The following is a 17,788-nucleotide window of genomic DNA, read 5'->3' as shown; positions in this document are numbered from 1 at the left end:
ATTTGACAGACTCACTTTCATATGTTTTCTAGTTCTATCGATAAAAATAAAGAGTGTCGAGATAATGAAGCTGATTACCTTCGAAATGGACGGGGAAATGGCGGCCGGGTTTGTCGACGGGACCGACGCCGTGGCCTGTGTGACCGGGGTCGAGGCGCAACGCGCTGTCCTGTCGGTGATCGAGGGCGGAGATGCCGCGCTTGCGGCTTGGCAGACTGCCGAACACAATCGCGTGCCACTGAAGGATGTGCGCCTGCTTGCGCCGATCCCGGAACCGCTGCGCGATATCTTCTGCGTCGGCAAGAATTACTACGCCCACGCGGCTGAATTCCACAACAGTGGCTTTGATTCGAGCGCCAAGGAACAGGTGCCATCGCACCCTGTGGTGTTTACCAAGGCCACGACCAGCGTCTGCGGTCCGGGCGATGTGGTGCGCGGCTCGCTCGACCCGACGGACTCGGTCGATTACGAGGGAGAACTGGGCGTCGTCATCGGCAAGCGCTGCTTTGGCGTGTCCAAGGCCGATGCGTATGACCATGTGTTCGGCTATGTCATCGTGAACGATGTCACCTCGCGCGAATTGCAGAAACAGCACAACCAGTGGGTCATCGGCAAGGGGATCGACACCTTCTGCCCGATGGGACCGTGGATCGCCACGTCCGACGAAGTCGGCGATGTGACCGCACTTGAACTGGTGACGGAAATCAACGGCGAAGAACGCCAGCGGGTGACGGTGTCGGACTTGATCTTCGACATACCGACGCTGATCGAAACGATGTCGCGCACCATGACGTTGCTGCCCGGCGACATCATCGCCACTGGCACGCCGGTCGGTGTGGGGATCGGGTTCAGCCCGCCGAAATATCTCAGGTCCGGGGACCACATGAAGGTCTCGATCACCGGACTGGGCGTTCTGGAGAACGAGATCGGCTAAGGCCGACATGACAAAAACCTAGGGAGGAAGACATGCGTAAACTGCTGACGACAACTGCGGCGCTCGCCGCGATGGCCACAATGGCTCAGGCTCAGGACGGCTATTTTGCCGGGAAATCCATCGACGTAATCGTGCCTTTCGGCACCGGCGGAGCGACCTATGTCTCTGCCAAGTTCCTTGAGCCCTATTTCGAAAAGCACCTGCCAGGTAATCCCGAGATCAACGTGATCGACCGGCCCGGTGGCGGGTCCATCCTTGGCGCAAACTGGTTCGAGCAGAACGCCAAGGCGGATGGCTCCACGATCCTGTTCACCACATCGTCGACCGCCAATCCCTTTGTGTTGGGGCAAGAGGGCGTGGAATACCGGCTTTCGGATTACCGCGTCGCCTACAGCCATCCGTTCGGCGCGGTCGCCTATGTCGCGCCCTCGACCGGGGTGACGGATGCGGCAAGCATCAAGGACTCTTCAAGCCCGCTGATCTATGGCGGCATCGCGGCGGCGGCTTCGGACCTGCCGGGGCTTTTGTCCTTCGAGGTGCTGGGGCTCGACGTGAAATCGGTGCTCGGCTTTACCGGGCGCGGTCCGGTCCGGCTCGCCTTTGAACAGGGCGAGGTCAATATCGACTATCAGTTCACCCCGGTCTGGCTGACACAGGTTGTGCCGAGCGTCGAAGAGGGCAATGCCGTTCCGCTCTGGACCGGTGGCGCGATGGAAGGTGGCGTTCTCAAGGCCCGCGATCCGGTCGCCCCGGACCTGCCCTCGGTCTACGAGGTCTACGAGACGATGAACGGCCAGCCGCCCTCGGGCATTGAATGGGACGCATTCCAGGGCATCGCCTCGGTGACCTATGCCTACGGCCTGACCGGCTACCTGCATCCCGACGCCCCGCAAGAGGCGCTTGATGCCTTTGCTGCGGCGGTCGAGGCGATCAACGCCGATCCCGAGTTCCAGACGGCAAGCCAGGATGTCACCGGCGGCGCAAGGCTCAGCGCGGGTCCGGACACCGAGGCTGCGATCAAGGCGGCGTTGTCGCCGTCGGACGAGGTCAAGACCTATCTGCGCACCTTGCTGAGCGACAAGTACGGCGTGAACTTCTGAAGCAGAGACCAAACGGTACGGAGGCGGCCCCCCTAGCGGGTCCGCCTCCTGTTCCTGTCTCCAACCCCCGGACAGCCATATGATCGACAATGCGCTGATCGCGCTTGACGCGCTCTTCGACCCGATGCGACTGGCCGCGCTTTTTGCCGGCATGCTTGTCGGCATGGTCTTCGGTATGTTGCCGGGACTGGGCGGGGTTGCGGCGGTGTCGATCCTGCTGCCCTTCATCTACTATCTCGACGATTATTCCGGCCTCGCGATGCTTCTGGGCGCGGTGTCGGTGGTCTACACCTCTGATACGATCACCTCCGTGCTTTTGGGCGCACCCGGTTCCCCGGCCTCGGCACCGACGGCGATCGAAGGCCACGCGCTGGCAAAACAGGGACAGGCAGCACGGGCGCTTGGCGTGGGCTTTCTGGCCTCCATGGTGGGCGGGCTGGTCGGGTCGCTGGTCCTGTTCTTCGCCATCCCCATCGCTGGGCCGATAGTGCTCATGCTCTCCACACCCGAACTTTTCATGCTGGCGCTAGTGGGACTGTTCTTTGCCTCGTCGATGATCGGCAAGGATCTGGCCAAAGGCTTGGCAGCGGCGGCGCTTGGCGTGTTGCTTGGCGTCGTCGGGCCAGCACAGGCGGCGGCCGATTTCCGCTTTACCTTCGGACAGGTCTACCTGCTTGACGGGTTCTCACTGACCATCGTCGCACTTGGCCTCTTCGGCGTGGCCGAAGTGATCTCCATGCTCGCGCAGGGTGGTGGGATCAGCCATCAGAAGATGGAAGTCACCCAGTGGGGCGAAGGGTTTCGCGATTTCTGGCGCCACCGCTGGCTGGTGCTGCGCGCCTCGCTGATCGGGGTGCTCGGGGGCTTTGTACCTGCGGTGGGCGCATCAGCCTCGACATGGGTGGCCTATGGTCATGCCATCCGGTCGACCAAGGACAAGTCCAAATTCGGCAAGGGCGAGATCCGGGGCATTGCCGCCTCGGAAGGGGCGAACAATGCAACCGTGATTTCGGACCTCGTGCCGACGCTGCTCTTCAGCGTGCCGGGCGGACCGGCGGCGGCGATCTTTCTCGGTGCGCTCTTCTCGTTCGGCTACTATCCCGGCCCGCGCATGGTCACGCAGAACCCCGACCTGATGTTCCTCATCGTGTGGTCGGTGGCGCTCACCTCGATCGTGGGTGCGGCGCTCTGCTTTGCCATAACGCCAATGCTGGCGCGGCTGACGCGCATCCCCTTTGCGATCATCGCGGCACCGCTCGTGCTTGTCATGGTGATCGGTGCCTATCAGGCGACCTCGACCATCGGCGACATCTTCATGCTGTTCATGTTGGGCGCGCTTGGCTGGCTGATGAAGCATGGCGGCTGGCCCCGCGCCCCGGCGCTTGTCGGCTTCGTGCTGTCCAGCCCGATGGAGCAATATTTCTGGCTCACCAACCAGATCCACGGCTGGTCCTGGCTTACACGACCCGGCGTGCTGATTATTGCGTCGATCATCGTGATCCCGCTGCTGATTTCAGCATTTCGCAAGTTGCGCCAATGGCAGAGCGCCGAGGGCATGACTGAGCCCGATGCGCCCGAGGCGACAGAAGAGTGCAACCGCAGCGTGGCGCTGATGCTGGCGGCTCTTGCCGCGGCGCTGTTCCTTTACGCGCTGTGGGAGACGTTCACCTTCAATCCGGCCTCTCGGCTGATGCCGCTCCTTGCCATCGCACCAGGTGTTCCACTCACGCTCTGGCTGGTTCTGCGCGGGGTTCGGGAATACCAACCCGACCTTGGTCGCGACGCGGGTGAGCTGAAGATCCTCGCCGTGCTGCTGGCCTATGCGGTCGCGCTCTGGGCCATCGGATTAACGATCCCGACGCTGGTGCTTTTGTGCTGGATGCTGCTGGCGCAAGCGCAGATGCGGCTCTGGACGGCGGCGCTCTATGGTGCGGCGGTCTTTGGCATGATCTGGTTCCTTTTCGATGTGCTGCGAGGCGATCCGCCCGTTGGTGCCTTGATCCCCCTCAACTGAAAGGCCCCGCAATGAATGACATGATTGATCCCGACATTATCGAGCCAAGCATCGACCCCAAAACGCGCAAGATCGGCGTGCGCCATGTGAAGGCGACCAACGCAGCCGGAACGCGCACAAAGATCCAGGTGCGGGATTTCGAACCGGTCTATACCGACGAGCCCGCGTCGCTGGGCGGCACCAACAGCGCGCCGAGCCCTCTTGAGACGGTTCTGGTGGCGCTGGTTGGTTGCGACGGCGTCATCATCAACGGCGTCGCCAATGCCATGGGTTTTTCCTATGCCGGAGTGGATTTCGCCTGCGAAAGCCAGATCGACGTGCGCGGACCCAAAGGCGTGCCGGGCATCCGACCCTATTTCGAAAGCGGCAAGCTGGATATCACCGTCTATTCCGACGAACCCGAGGCGCGCTTTCGCCAGTTGTGCCGCAATGTCGAATTCCGCTGCCCGGTGATGAACTTGCTGGCCGCAGCACAGGTCGACATGCAGGTGACATGGGTGCAGGCGCCTGCGGCGCACTATGCCGGGTCCGTCGACTAACAAAGATCGCAGGTCCGGAACGATGTCGTTATCGTCCGGATTCACGTCCTCACCTCACTTTTTTTTGCCGCTCCCGCATGTCGGACGTTACAGTCTTTATGGCAACAGGGTCACCAGACCCCGGAAAGCCGCTTTGGCGGATGCGGGACAGGTCTGCGGCCCGGACGTTTGGGAAAAGAGGAAAAACGACAATGGTGTTTTCTTCCATGAGGCTGCGCGGTCGCCCTGTGGCGGCGCTTGCCAGCCTGATCTTTGCGTTTGTTTCCAGTATGTCCGTGGCGGGAGCGGACACGCTGACCGGTGCCGCGCTGATCCGCGAACGGATCGCGTTGCCGCCCGGCACCGTGTTCGAGGCGGTCATCGAGGACGTCGCGCGCGCGGGCGCTCCCGCCATCCCGCTTGCCCGGACGGTGATCGACGATCCCGGCCAACCGCCGATCGCGTTTGTCATTGATTACGACGCCGCCCACCTTGATCCGCAGGCAATCTACGCATTACGCGCCACGATCCGACGCGACGGGCACCTTCTGTTCATCACCGACACGATGACCCGCGTTCTTCTAGACAATGGGCCAGAGGATGTGGAGGTCGTGCTGAAGATGGTGCAGCGTGATAGGTCTGGCGATGCGGCACCCGCCATAGGTGCCCATGGCTTGCGCGTTCCAGCGACATTCCGGGGCACCCTTCCCTGCGCCGATTGCGAAGGGATCGTGCATCACCTCGATCTCTGGGCCAATCAGACATACCACATGCACCGGGAGTGGCTGCGCAGCGAAGACCCGCTTCAGCGTGACGAGATCGGACGTTGGTATGCCGATCCGGCAAGAGGCGCGATTGTTCTTCATGGCGCGTCCGAAATGCCGCTTTTCTGGGAGGTGACGGGCCCTGACCGTCTGCGCCAGATGGATATTCAGGGCAATCCGATCACCTCGGACCTGCCTTACGACCTGATCAGCCAAGGCGTGCTGGACCCGACCGACCTGGACAACCTGTTCCTGTTGGGCAGGATGACCTATTTCGCAGACACTGCCCTGTTCGAGGAATGTATCACGGGTCGATCCTATCCCATCACCAACCAAGGCGACTATCTCACGCTCGAGCGTGCCTATCGTGACGATGTGCCTGCTCCGGGGGAGGCACTTCTTGTGCATGTCGAAGGCGGGCTGGTGACGCGCGCGGCTATGGAAGGCTCCGAACAACGGCATCTGGTGGTCAACCGTTTCATCAAGACCATCCCCGGCGAAACCTGCGCACAGCACGTCTCAACGGCGTCGCTGACCAACACCTACTGGCGCATCGACAGCCTGATGGGCGAACCTGTCGGGCCAATGGACAATCGCCGCGAACCTCATCTGGTGTTTCACGGCGATCCCGAGGCTCGGTTCCGCGCGACCGTTGGTTGCAATCAACTGATCGGTGGATACGAGCGCAAGGATAATGGCCTTACCTTCACAGCCGCCGCCAGCACGAAGATGGCCTGCCCACCTCCGCTTGATACGGCCGAACGCAGTCTGCAAGCCGTCCTTGAGGCAACGCGCGCCGTCCGGCAGACCGGACACATGCTGGTGTTGCTGGACGCCGAAGGTCAGCCGGTCGCGGAATTCAGCGCCGTCTACCTGCGTTAAAGTCAGGGTGCGTCAGATGCCGCTGTCCGGATGCGCCCGCATATACATCGGCCCGCCGCGCCATCGCGGAAATCCGTAACCAAGGATCATGACGACATCTATTGCTTCGGGTGTCGCAGCGATGCCTTCGTCAAGCACTGCCTGACCTTCGGACTGCATCGCTCCCAGAATGCGTTGCAGAATTTCTTCCTTGGACAGCGCAGTGCGGGTGATGCCACGGGCAGAGGATTCGGCTTTGACAAGGCGCGTCACCTCGGGATCAACGGTGCCTTTCGGATCGGTTCGGTAATCATACCAACCCTGCCCCGTCTTTCTGCCAAAGCGCCCTGCCTCGCAAAGTTTGTCGGCAATCGCGACATAGCGTTCCTGCGTGGGCCGCGTCGTCGCACGGCGCTTGCGCATGGCCCAGGCGATGTCCAGACCCGCCAGATCCTGCATCTGGAATACCCCCATTGGGAATCCGAATTCGCGCATGGCGGAATCGACCTCGTGTGGAAGGGCACCATCTTCGATCATATAGTCCGCTTCGCGCCGGTAGGCCGACATGATGCGATTGCCGATGAACCCGTCACAGACACCCGCAGGAACAGCGATCTTTCCCAGTCGCTTGGACAGCGCAAAACCTGTAGCCAGCACATCATCCGCGACACGTTCTGGATGCACCACTTCGACAAGTTTCATGATATGCGCAGGAGAAAAGAAATGCAGGCCCAGCACGCGGGACGGGTCGGCTACACTGCCGGCAATTTCACTGACATCCAGATAAGACGTGTTGGTGGCCAGAACCGCATCCGGCCGGGTTGCGGCGTCAAGCCGGGCAAACACGTCTTTTTTGACCGACATATCCTCGAACACCGCTTCGATGACCAGATCCGCCCCCGACAGCGCGGCATAATCGGTGGCCCCATCAAGGGACTGAACCATACGGGCATGCGCGTCCTTGGTCAGAAGTCCGCGCTTCAGGCTGTCGGCCAGCGTGTCAGTGACCCGCGTAAGCCCCGCAGCGAGGGCGTCTTCGTCCCGTTCGATCAGGATCACCTTGAGGCCTGACAGCACCAAAGCGGCGGCAATGCCGGCCCCCATGGTGCCGCCCCCAACCACGCCAACAGTCGACACTGCGCGCGGGACAACGTCCCGCAGGCGGTCCATCCGCGAAACACTGCGTTCCGCAAAGAAGACGTGCCGAAGCGCCTGCGATTGAGGGTCTTCCTTGAGCCGGACAAAGCGGGCGCGTTCTGCGGCAAACGCTTCTTGCGCCGTCATGTGAATGGCATCGTGGATCGCAGCAGCGGCCTCGTGCGGTGCATTTTGACCACCTGCACGCGACGTCAGCCTGGTGACCGCCGCTTTCCAATCCGACTGGGTCGGTGGATCCACCGGATCGCGGCTGGACAGCGGTGTCAGGTTGGGGAAGTCCGCCAATTCACGGGCGTGGAGCTTTGCTGTCTCGGCGAGGTCGCCCGCAGCAATCGCGTCGATCAGGCCCCAGTCCAGCGCTTTCGCGGCGTCGACGGGTTTGCCCGTCACGACCATTTCAAGCGCATGTAACGTCGGGATTATTCGGGGCAAACGAACGGTTCCCCCTGCCCCCGGTATGAGCCCCAAGGACACTTCGGGAAAGCCAAGCCGCGCCTGTGTGTCCGCAATGCGACCCATGCAGGCCAGTGCGATCTCGCAGCCGCCACCCAACGCGGTTCCATGAACGGCTGCCACCCAAGGCACCGAGGCGGCTTCGATTGCGGCGCAGACGTCCGGCAAGAAAGGCGCGACGGGAGGGGCGTTGAATTCCTTTGCATCCGCGCCCGCGACAAACGTCCTTCCCGCGCAGCGCAACACAACCGCCTGCACCTTGGCGTCCTCAGTGACATGGAGGGCGTTCATCAATCCGCGGCGCACCGCAAGCGAGGCCGCATTGACGGGCGGGTTGTCGATGGTGACGACGGCGATATCGCCTTGGATTTCAATTGTAACAGGTTCCATGCAACCCTCTGTCAGATGCACGGCCAGTCAGCTTTATTGCCCGACCGTTTGCAATATCAGAGACTAACCGGGTTTCCCCTTAATTCAAGTATCAACATTTTAAGGTTAAATAATTTTGACTTGAATGGATTTGGCCTGCTGTTAAGCTTTTTCCTATCGAAGATTCGAATTGACCTTTAGCCGGAGGGGTTCGCGACATGAATATCATGTGCCTGGGTGGAGGTCCTGCCGGCCTGTATTTCGCGATCAGCATGAAACTGCGCGACCCCGCCCACGAAGTGACGGTGCTGGAGCGAAACCGCGCAAACGACACCTTTGGCTGGGGGGTTGTCCTGTCGGACGACGCGCTTGACCGGATGCAGCAGAACGATCCGAAAAGCACCGACGCAATTCGCAGCCATTTTGCCTATTGGGACGACATCGCGGTTGAACATAATGGTGCGCGCACCGTCTCTGGCGGCCACGGCTTTGCCGGAATCGGGCGCAAGCAGATGCTGATCCTCTTGCAGGAGCGCGCCCGAGAGCTTGGCGTCGATCTTCAGTTTGAAACCGAATTCAAGACCGCCGAAGAGTATCGGCGCGATTATGACATCGTTGTCGCGTCTGACGGGATCAATTCCGCCGTCCGCCGCGAATACGAAGATGTCTTTCAGCCGGACATCGACACCCGTCTGTGCAAGTTCGTCTGGCTTGGCACACATCAGAAATTCGACGACGCCTTCACCTTCATCTTTGAAAAGACCGAACATGGTTGGATGTGGGCGCATGTCTACCAGTTCGACGACAACACCGCGACATTCATCGTCGAATGTCTGCAATCGACCTGGGACGCGTTCGGCTTTGCCGACATGTCCAAAGAGGAAACGGTCGAGACCTGCCGACGCGTGTTCGAAAAACACCTTGGGGGGCACGCGCTGATTTCGAACGCCACGCATCTGCGCGGCTCGGCGGTCTGGATGAATTTCCCACGGGTGATCTGCAAGACGTGGTATCACGGGAATGTCGTCCTTATGGGCGACGCGGCGGCCACGGCACATTTTTCGATTGGATCGGGGTCGCGGCTGGCGTTTGACAGCGCCATCGCGCTTGCCACCTACCTGCAGTCCGAACCGACGCTGGAAAAGGCCTTCGCGCGGTATCAGGATGAACGTCGGCTTGAAGTTCTGCGCCTGCAATCGGCGGCGCGCAATTCGCTGGAATGGTTCGAAGAGGTGGAACGGTATCTTGATCAGGCACCGATGCAGTTTGCCTATAACCTGCTGACCCGGTCGCAGCGGATCAGTCATGAAAACCTGCGCCTTCGCGATCCCGCATGGGTCAATAGTGCCGAGCGGTGGTTTCAGACTCAGTCCGGTGTGCCTGCCGATGCGCCGGTGCGCGCCCCGATGTTTGCGCCGTTCAAGCTCGGCGATATGGAACTGGAAAACCGGATCGTTGTATCACCGATGGCTCAATACAAGGCCGTCGATGGCTGCCCGACGGACTGGCATTTCGTGCATTATGCCGAACGCGCAAAGGGTGGCGCGGGGCTTGTCTACACCGAAATGACCTGCGTCAGTCCCGAGGGCCGGATCACGCCTGGATGCCCAGGGCTATATGCGCCGGAACATGAAGCGGCGTGGCGGCGTCTGGTACACTTCGTGCATGGCGAAACCGGTGCCAAGATCTGCTGCCAGATCGGCCATTCCGGGCGCAAGGGCTCGACACAGGTTGGCTGGGAAGAGGCCGACACCCGTTTGCCAAGCGACAACTGGGAGGTGATGGCGCCATCGCCGGTTGCGTGGTCGGAGCAGACCGACACACCCCGAGAGATGACCCGCGCCGACATGGACGCGGTGCGCGATCAGTTTGTCGCTTCGACAGAGATGGCAGCGCGGGCCGGGTTCGACATGATCGAACTGCACGCGGCACATGGCTATCTTGTGTCGTCTTTCATCTCGCCGCTGTCCAATCTGCGCAAGGATGACTATGGCGGAAGTCTTGAGAACCGCATGCGCTATCCTCTGGAAATCATGAAGGCCATGCGCGCGGTATGGCCCGCGCCCAAGCCGATGTCGGTGCGCATTTCCGCAAACGACTGGGTTGGGGAAAACGGGATCACACCCGAAGATGCGGTAGAGATAGCAGCCATGTTCCGGGGCGCTGGCGCGGACATCATCGACGTCTCGGCCGGACAGACAACAACCAAGGCGTCGCCCGTCTATGGGCGCATGTTCCAGACCCCGTTTTCGAACCGCATCCGCAACGAATTGGGGATGCCGACAATGGCGGTCGGCAATATCTTCGAGACCGATCATGTCAATTCCATCCTGATCGCCGGGCGTGCCGATCTGGTCTGCCTTGCGCGTCCGCACCTGGCCGATCCCTATTGGACGCTGCATGCCGCGCTGGAATTGGGGGATACCGGCGTGACTTGGCCTGATCCCTACCTTGCCGGCCGTGATCAGGCGTATCGCCTGCGCGAGCGCGCACAGGAGATGATCCGCGCATGACGCAAACGGGCCGACGCATTCTGATCACCGGAGGAGGCACTGGTCTGGGTGCGGACCTTGCACGGGCCTTTGCGACCGAAGGAGCCGAGGTTGTGATTGCCGGGCGCAACGCGGTCCCGCTAGACGCGCTGTCATCGCAGATGCCGGGGATCGTCCCGATTGTGGCGGATGTCACAGACGAGACGTCTGTTCGGGCCTTGTTCAAGACCGCAGGCCCTGTGGACATCGTGATCGCCAATGCCGGAGCCGCCGACAGCGCCCCGTTTGGCCGCACGACGCTGGAGCAGTGGAACGCGATGCTGGCTGTCAACCTGACCGGGGTGTTTCTGACGCTGCAGGAGGGTTTGAACCAGATGCCGGGATGGGGCAGGCTCATTTCCGTTGCATCGACTGCGGGGCTTAAGGGCTATGCCTACGTCGCCCCCTATGCTGCGGCCAAACACGGTGTTGTTGGTCTGACGCGGTCGCTGGCGCTCGAAGTGGCACGCAAGGACATTACGGTCAACGCGCTTTGCCCAGGGTTTCTTGACACCGAGATGACCGCGCGATCAGTCGACACCATCGTCGCGAAGACCGGAAAATCCGCCAGTGAGGCGCGCGCCGCGCTGACCGGCGTCAATCCGCAAAACCGGCTTGTTCAACCTGCCGAAGTGACAGCCGCGGCGCTTTGGCTTTGTGGCCCCGCTTCCGCCGGGATCAATGGTCAGGCCATTGCCATCGCGGGGGGTGAAGTATGACACTGGCCCGGCGCAGGCTTCGGACCTGGATTCGCCTGTTGCGGCTCACGCGCGGGACCGAGAACCAGCTGCGCGATTTTCTGCGGGTGTCCTATGATACCACCCTGCCCCGGTTTGACGTGATGGCGGCGCTGTTTCGCAGCGAAACGCCGATGAAGATGAGCGAACTCAGCCGGATGCTTCTGGTGTCGAACGGGAATGCCACGACGGTGGTTGACCGGCTTGAAAGCGAAGGGCTGGTGCGACGGCTGGCCAGCGAAACGGATCGTCGCGTGGTGATGGTCACGCTGACCGATGCAGGCCGCACGCAGTTCAAGGAACTCGCACGCGCCCATGAGATTGAGGTGGATCGGATCTTTGCCAACCTTGGAGAAGAAGACCTCGACATGTTGCGCGACCTTGTCAGGCGCGCAGAAGGAGGGACACATGACCAAGCTGGCTGACCTCAGCCCCCAACATTTCGACTGGCAGGTCACGGACCGTATCGCCACGATCCGGTTGATCCGGCCCGAACGGAAAAACCCGCTGACCTTCGAAAGCTACGCCGAACTGCGCGACACGTTCCGCGCGCTGGTCTATGCCGACGATGTGGACGTGGTGATTTTTGGCTCGAACGGCGGGAACTTCTGTTCCGGCGGGGACGTGCATGAGATCATTGGCCCGTTGGTCGGCATGCAGATGAAAGAGCTGTTGGCCTTCACACGGATGACGGGCGATCTGGTCAAGGCGATGATCGGGTGCGGCAAACCGATCATTGCAGCGGTCGATGGTGTCTGTGTCGGCGCGGGCGCGATCATCGCGATGGCGTCGGACCTGCGTCTGGCCACCCCGTCAGCAAAATGCGGCTTTCTGTTCACGCGCGTCGGTCTGGCGGGATGCGACATGGGTGCCTGCGCCATGCTGCCCCGGATCATCGGTCAGGGCCGCGCGGCGGAATTGCTGTATACCGGGCGCAGCATGTCGGCCGAAGAAGGGTTGAACTGGGGATTCTGGAACGCCCTGCATGACCCGGACGCATTGGAGGATGCGGCGCGCGCGTTGGCGCAAAGGCTGGCGGACGGTCCGACATTTGCCCATTCGATCACAAAAACCCAATTGAACCAGGAATGGAACATGGGATTGGAACAGGCGATCGAAGCCGAGGCACAGGCGCAGGCCATCTGCATGCAGACCGCCGATTTCGAACGCGCCTACCGGGCATTCGTCGCCAAGGACAAACCGAACTTCGAGGGGAACTGATGCCGGATCGCAGCTTTCTCGACTGGCCCTTCTTTGCGCCCGAGCATCATGCGCTGGCGTCCGGACTTGAGTCCTGGGCCGCCGCGACGCTGCCGCAGATCGACCAAGACGACACCGATACGGCGTGTCGCAATATTGTCCGCGGGCTGGGCGACGCAGGATGGCTTGAGCACAGCGCGACCGAGGACGAGACGCCACTTGACGTTCGACGCCTTTGCCTGACGCGGGACATCCTTGCGCGGCATGACGGGTTGGCCGATTTTGCCTTTGCCATGCAGGGGTTGGGGACAGGGGCGATATCGCTTTTCGGAACGGCCTCCCAGAAGGCAGAATGGCTGCCTCTGACGCGAAGTGGAAAGGCCATATCGGCATTTGCACTGACGGAACCGCAATCGGGGTCGGATGTCGCCAATTCAACGATGACGGCGGTCGAAGATGGAGATACGTTTGTTCTGAACGGCGAAAAAACGTGGATTTCCAATGGTGGAATTGCGGATGTCTACACACTTTTCGCGCGCACCGGCGAGGCGCCGGGCGCACGCGGGTTATCAGCTTTTGTCATACCCGCTGGCCTGCCGGGATTCGAGATTGTGGAACGACTGGAGACCATTGCGCCGCATCCGCTGGCGCGCCTTCGGTTCTCCGATTGCCGCATTCCGGCCGCCGCGCTGATTGGGGATCGGGGCGCGGGGTTCAGAATTGCGATGTCGGTCTTGGATGTGTTTCGTTCGACCGTTGCGGCGGCGGCCCTTGGCTTTGCACGGCGCGCATTGGACGAGGCTTTGTCCCGCGTGATGGCGCGCCAGGTGCAGGGGGCACCGCTTTTTGACATGCAGATGGTTCAGGGCCACATCGCAGACATGGCGGTGGACGTGGATGCGGCCGCACTGCTGGTCTACCGCGCCGCGTGGACCAAGGACATGGGAGCCCCGCGTGTAACGCGCGAGGCGGCGATGGCGAAGCTTTTCTCGACCGACCACGCGCAACAGGTCATCGACCGCGCGGTGCAGCTGCATGGCGGCGACGGCGTGAAATCCGGTGAAACGGTCGAACACCTGTATCGCGAAATCCGCGCGCTGAGGATCTATGAAGGGGCGTCGGACGTCCAGCGGGTGGTGATCGCACGGCAGGTCATGGCCGATCACCTTGCAGCCGAAGAGCGTGCCAGATGACCGGCCCGCAAGACGCCATGTCGCGCGCCCTGGCAGACACCGGGGAATCCTTGAGATTGGGGGAGAGACGATAAAATGGGCACTGCACTTGGACCAACTGCGCATGTCGATACCTTCACGCGGGACAATCTGCCGTCCCCGGATCAGTTTCCCGACCTGCTTCTTGACCGCTTCCCCTACCCCGAACGTCTGAACGCTGCGGTCGAATTGACCGATGCGATGGTCACCAAGGGTTTTGGCGACCGGACCGCGCTGATCGGCAACGGGCGGCGGCGGACCTACAAGGAGATGTCGGACTGGACCAACAGGCTGGCGCACGCTCTTGTGGATGATCTGGGGCTCAAGCCGGGCAACCGCGTCCTGATACGGTCCGCAAACAATCCTGCCATGGTCGCCTGCTGGTTGGCCGCCACCAAAGCCGGGGCGGTGGTCGTGAACACGATGCCAATGCTGCGGGCTGGTGAATTGTCCAAGATCGTCGACAAGGCCCGGATCACCCATGCGCTTTGCGACACGCGTTTGATGGACGAAATGACCAGCTGTGCAGAGCACAGCGCACACCTGACCAGAGTTGTCGGCTTTGACGGCACGTCCAACCACGACGCCGAACTTGACCGGCTGGCGCTGGAAAAGCCGGTGACATTCGACGCTGTGCAGACCGGTCGCGACGACGTCGCCCTTCTTGGCTTTACCTCTGGCACCACCGGCGAACCGAAAGCCACGATGCACTTTCACCGCGATCTCTTGATCATTGCGGACGGGTATGGGCGCGAAGTGCTTGGGGTCACGCCCGACGATGTTTTTGTCGGCTCACCGCCCCTTGCCTTTACCTTCGGGCTGGGAGGGTTGGCGGTGTTTCCTCTGCGTTTCGGCGCAGCGGCGGCCTTGCTTGAAACCGCGTCCCCGCCGAACCTGATCGAGATTATCCAGAAGTACCGCGCGACAATCTGCTTTACCGCTCCGACCGCCTACCGCGTGATGTTGCAGGCCATGGAAGACGGCGCCGATCTGTCCAGTTTGCGGGCCGCCGTTTCGGCGGGAGAAACGCTGCCCGCGCCGATTTACGAGCAATGGAAAGCCAAGACCGGAAAGCCGATGCTGGACGGGATCGGAGCAACCGAGATGTTGCATATCTTCATATCCAATCGCTTTGACGACCACCGCCCGGCCTGTACCGGCAAACCGGTCACTGGCTATGAGGCGCGGGTTGTGGATGCGGACATGCGGGACGTAAAACGCGGAGACATCGGCCGCCTCGCAGTGCGTGGCCCGACCGGTTGCCGTTATCTCGCGGATGCTCGGCAAAGCGGCTATGTCCGCGACGGCTGGAATATCACCGGTGACAGCTTCTGGATGGATGATGACGGCTATCTGCATTTCGCCGCACGCAATGACGACATGATCGTTTCGGCAGGCTATAACATCGCCGGTCCCGAGGTCGAAGCTGCGCTTCTGGCACATGACGCCGTGCTGGAATGTGCCGTTGTCGGCGCCCCTGACGAGGAGCGCGGACAAATCGTCGAGGCGCATGTTGTTCTTGCCGAAGGATCTGCCCCCTCTGATGAAACGCGCATTGCGCTTCAGGAGCATGTAAAGGCGATGATTGCACCTTACAAATACCCACGATCCATCCACTTTCACGCATCACTGCCAAAGACCGCAACCGGCAAGATCCAGCGGTTTGTGCTGCGAGACCTGAAGGAATGAGGAATGCCAGTCAGCCCGACCCATTTGCCGAAGGCCGTTTGTGCGGACTGAAAGGGACAGTATAGTCAATTCACGACAGACTTCGCAGCCCAACACGCGAAGCGATCCAACAGACCAGGGAGATAAAAATATGAAACTGAAGACACTTGCTTTGGCCACGGCGCTTGGCGCGCTGGCCTTCGGCGCACAGGCCGAAACGAAGGTGGGCATGATCACCACGCTGTCCGGCGGCGGTGCCGGGCTAGGCATCGACGTGCGCGATGGCTTCATGCTTGCGATCAAGCAATCCGGCCGTGACGACATCGAAGTGGTCATCGAGGATGATCAGCAAAAACCCGATATCGCGGTTCAGCTTGCGGACAAGATGATCCAGTCGGAAAATGTCGACGTGCTGACCGGTATCATCTGGTCCAACCTTGCCATGGCCGTGGTGCCAAGCGCCGTGGCGCAGGGCAAATTCTACCTGTCGCCGAACGCCGGCCCGTCCGCCCTTGCCGGCGCGGGCTGTAATCCCAACTATTTCAACGTGGCCTGGCAGAACGACAACCTGCACGAAGCGGCGGGCGCTTACGCCACGGACGCAGAGTTCACGAACACCTTCATTCTGGCCCCGAATTATCCCGCCGGGCAGGATGCGCTGACCGGTTTCAAGCGCTACTTCAAAGGCGATCTCGCGGGTGAGCTTTATACGAAGCTGGGTCAGGCCGACTACGCCGCCGAGATTGCCCAGATCCGGGCATCTGGCGCGGATTCCGTCTTTTTCTTTCTGCCGGGCGGAATGGGGATTTCCTTCCTGAAGCAATATGCCGACTCGGGTGTCGGTCTTCCTGTGGTCGGACCGGCGTTCAGCTTTGACCAAGGGATTCTTCAGGCTGTGGGTGATGCGGCGCTTGGCGTAATCAACACGTCGCAGTGGAACAAGGATCTGGACAACCCGACCAACACAGCATTCGTCAGCAGTTTCCAGGACGAGTATGGCCGCCTACCGTCGCTTTATGCGTCGCAGGGGTTCGATACCGCAAACCTGTTGATCAGCGCCCTCGACTCTGCAGAGGTCTCTGACGCAGAGGCGTTCAGGTCTGCCCTGAAAGCGGCGGATTTCGACAGCACCCGCGGCGCGTTCTCGTTCGGTCCGAACAATCACCCGATCCAGAACATCTATGTCCGCGAAGTGATCAAGGAAGGCGACGTCTACACCAACAAGATCATCGGCACCGCGCTCGAAAACCATTCCGACGCCTACGCTGCTGATTGCAAGATGTAATGTCCTTGCCGGGTCGCGCTTGCGGCCCGGCCTCCAAAGCACGATCCGACGCGGGAAAGTCTGACATATGTCGCTCATACTGATCATCGAGCAACTTCTGAACGGACTTCAGTTCGGTATCATGCTGTTCCTGATGGCCGCTGGTTTGACGCTGATCTTCGGAGTGATGGGGCTGATCAATCTCGCACATGGTTCGCTTTACATGATCGGTGCTTTTGCCGCCGCAGCCGTTGCGGCGGCGACCGGGTCGTTCCTGCTTGCGCTTGTTGCCAGCCTTGCCGCAGCCGCCATCGCCGGCGCGATCATCGAATGGACGGTAATCCGGCATCTTTATTCGCGCGATCATCTGGATCAGGTTCTGGCGACCTTCGCGCTCATCCTGATCTTCTCCGAAGGCACGCGCTGGATCTTCGGGTCTTTCCCGCTGTTTCTGGACATTCCGGACTATCTTTCGGGGCCAGTCACGCTACCCGGAGGCATTCAGTATCCGCTTTACAGACTGATGCTGATCGTTGTTGGACTTGTGGTCGCAGCCGGTCTTTTCGCGCTGATTGCCTGGACCCGCATCGGCATTCAGATCCGCGCCGGAGAAAGCGACCGTGAAATGATTGGTGCGCTCGGGGTCAATATCTCGCGGCTCTATACGCTGGTCTTTGCACTGGGTGCCGCGCTCGCGGGTTTGGCTGGCGCGCTGATCGGGGCGATCCAGTCGGTACAGGTGGGCATGGGGGAACCCGTTCTGATCCTTGCTTTTGTAGTGATCGTGATCGGTGGGATCGGCTCGATCAAGGGCGCGCTGGTCGGTGCCATTCTGGTCGGACTGACCGACACATTGGGCCGGTTCCTCCTGCCGTCTTTTTTTGGCACGTTCATGGACCCCGCCGCTGCAACTTCGGTCGGATCGGCGTTGGCTTCGATGTCGATTTATATCTTGATGGCAGCGGTGCTGCTGTTCAAGCCAAGCGGACTTTATGGAAATGCCTGA

At 61.0% G+C, this 17,788-nt stretch carries 14 protein-coding genes; 13 read left to right on the top strand and 1 reads right to left on the bottom strand.

From position 1 onward, the window contains the following. Nucleotides 1–64: 64 nt before the first annotated feature. The 5 genes from ACTIEN_RS04300 (at nucleotide 65) to ACTIEN_RS04280 (ending at nucleotide 6,212) form a co-directional block, all read left to right on the top strand. Nucleotides 65–934, top strand: a complete 870-nt coding sequence (locus tag ACTIEN_RS04300) for a fumarylacetoacetate hydrolase family protein (protein ID WP_439521877.1) — start codon at nucleotides 65–67, stop codon at nucleotides 932–934. A gap of 32 nt (nucleotides 935–966) precedes the next feature. Then, a complete protein-coding gene (locus tag ACTIEN_RS04295; RefSeq protein WP_439521876.1) occupies nucleotides 967–2,034 on the top strand; it encodes a tricarboxylate transporter in 1,068 nt (355 codons plus the stop codon). Between the two features lie 79 nt (nucleotides 2,035–2,113). Continuing rightward, nucleotides 2,114–4,048 carry a tripartite tricarboxylate transporter permease gene (locus tag ACTIEN_RS04290; protein ID WP_439521875.1) on the top strand — a complete coding sequence of 645 codons (1,935 nt, stop codon included), beginning with the start codon at nucleotides 2,114–2,116 and terminating at the stop codon, nucleotides 4,046–4,048. An 11-nt stretch (nucleotides 4,049–4,059) separates the two neighbouring features. After that, nucleotides 4,060–4,587 (top strand): OsmC family protein, encoded by a 528-nt coding sequence (locus ACTIEN_RS04285; RefSeq protein WP_439521874.1) that lies wholly within the window; start codon nucleotides 4,060–4,062, stop codon nucleotides 4,585–4,587. A 191-nt stretch (nucleotides 4,588–4,778) separates the two neighbouring features. After that, nucleotides 4,779–6,212 carry an META domain-containing protein gene (locus tag ACTIEN_RS04280; RefSeq protein ID WP_439521873.1) on the top strand — a complete coding sequence of 478 codons (1,434 nt, stop codon included), beginning with the start codon at nucleotides 4,779–4,781 and terminating at the stop codon, nucleotides 6,210–6,212. Between the two features lie 12 nt (nucleotides 6,213–6,224). Here ACTIEN_RS04280 and ACTIEN_RS04275 read toward each other — a convergent pair whose 3' ends face one another. Next, entirely contained in the window at nucleotides 6,225–8,192 is a 1,968-nt protein-coding gene (locus tag ACTIEN_RS04275) for a 3-hydroxyacyl-CoA dehydrogenase NAD-binding domain-containing protein (protein WP_439521872.1), read from the bottom strand. Nucleotides 8,193–8,389: 197 nt separating this feature from the next. Between ACTIEN_RS04275 and ACTIEN_RS04270 the strand changes: the two genes are divergently transcribed. From ACTIEN_RS04270 to ACTIEN_RS04235, 8 genes are all read left to right on the top strand, one after another. Beyond that, entirely contained in the window at nucleotides 8,390–10,684 is a 2,295-nt protein-coding gene (locus tag ACTIEN_RS04270) for a bifunctional salicylyl-CoA 5-hydroxylase/oxidoreductase (protein WP_439521871.1), read from the top strand. Beyond that, on the top strand, nucleotides 10,681–11,421 hold the full coding sequence (locus tag ACTIEN_RS04265) for an SDR family NAD(P)-dependent oxidoreductase (RefSeq protein WP_439521870.1): 741 nt from the start codon (nucleotides 10,681–10,683) through the stop codon (nucleotides 11,419–11,421). The genes ACTIEN_RS04270 and ACTIEN_RS04265 overlap by 4 nt, the downstream gene beginning before the upstream one ends. Beyond that, nucleotides 11,418–11,864 (top strand): MarR family winged helix-turn-helix transcriptional regulator, encoded by a 447-nt coding sequence (locus ACTIEN_RS04260; protein ID WP_439521869.1) that lies wholly within the window; start codon nucleotides 11,418–11,420, stop codon nucleotides 11,862–11,864. The genes ACTIEN_RS04265 and ACTIEN_RS04260 overlap by 4 nt, the downstream gene beginning before the upstream one ends. Further along, nucleotides 11,848–12,660, top strand: coding sequence for an enoyl-CoA hydratase family protein (locus ACTIEN_RS04255; RefSeq protein ID WP_439521868.1), 813 nt, complete (start codon nucleotides 11,848–11,850; stop codon nucleotides 12,658–12,660). The genes ACTIEN_RS04260 and ACTIEN_RS04255 overlap by 17 nt, the downstream gene beginning before the upstream one ends. Beyond that, nucleotides 12,660–13,832 (top strand): acyl-CoA dehydrogenase family protein, encoded by a 1,173-nt coding sequence (locus tag ACTIEN_RS04250; protein WP_439521867.1) that lies wholly within the window; start codon nucleotides 12,660–12,662, stop codon nucleotides 13,830–13,832. Before ACTIEN_RS04255 ends, ACTIEN_RS04250 begins: the two co-directional genes overlap by 1 nt. A 75-nt stretch (nucleotides 13,833–13,907) precedes the next feature. After that, nucleotides 13,908–15,539, top strand: coding sequence for an AMP-binding protein (locus ACTIEN_RS04245; protein ID WP_439521866.1), 1,632 nt, complete (start codon nucleotides 13,908–13,910; stop codon nucleotides 15,537–15,539). Between the two features lie 130 nt (nucleotides 15,540–15,669). Beyond that, a complete protein-coding gene (locus tag ACTIEN_RS04240) occupies nucleotides 15,670–16,803 on the top strand; it encodes an ABC transporter substrate-binding protein (protein ID WP_439521865.1) in 1,134 nt (377 codons plus the stop codon). A gap of 67 nt (nucleotides 16,804–16,870) precedes the next feature. Then, the gene (locus tag ACTIEN_RS04235; protein ID WP_439521864.1) at nucleotides 16,871–17,788 is read left to right on the top strand and encodes a branched-chain amino acid ABC transporter permease; all 918 of its coding nucleotides are present in this window, start codon (nucleotides 16,871–16,873) and stop codon (nucleotides 17,786–17,788) included.

The organism is Marivita sp., assembly GCF_051859345.1.
Lineage (GTDB): Bacteria > Pseudomonadota > Alphaproteobacteria > Rhodobacterales > Rhodobacteraceae > Marivita.
Note: the sequence above shows the minus strand (reverse complement) of the source record. Positions and strands in the feature narration are given on the sequence as shown.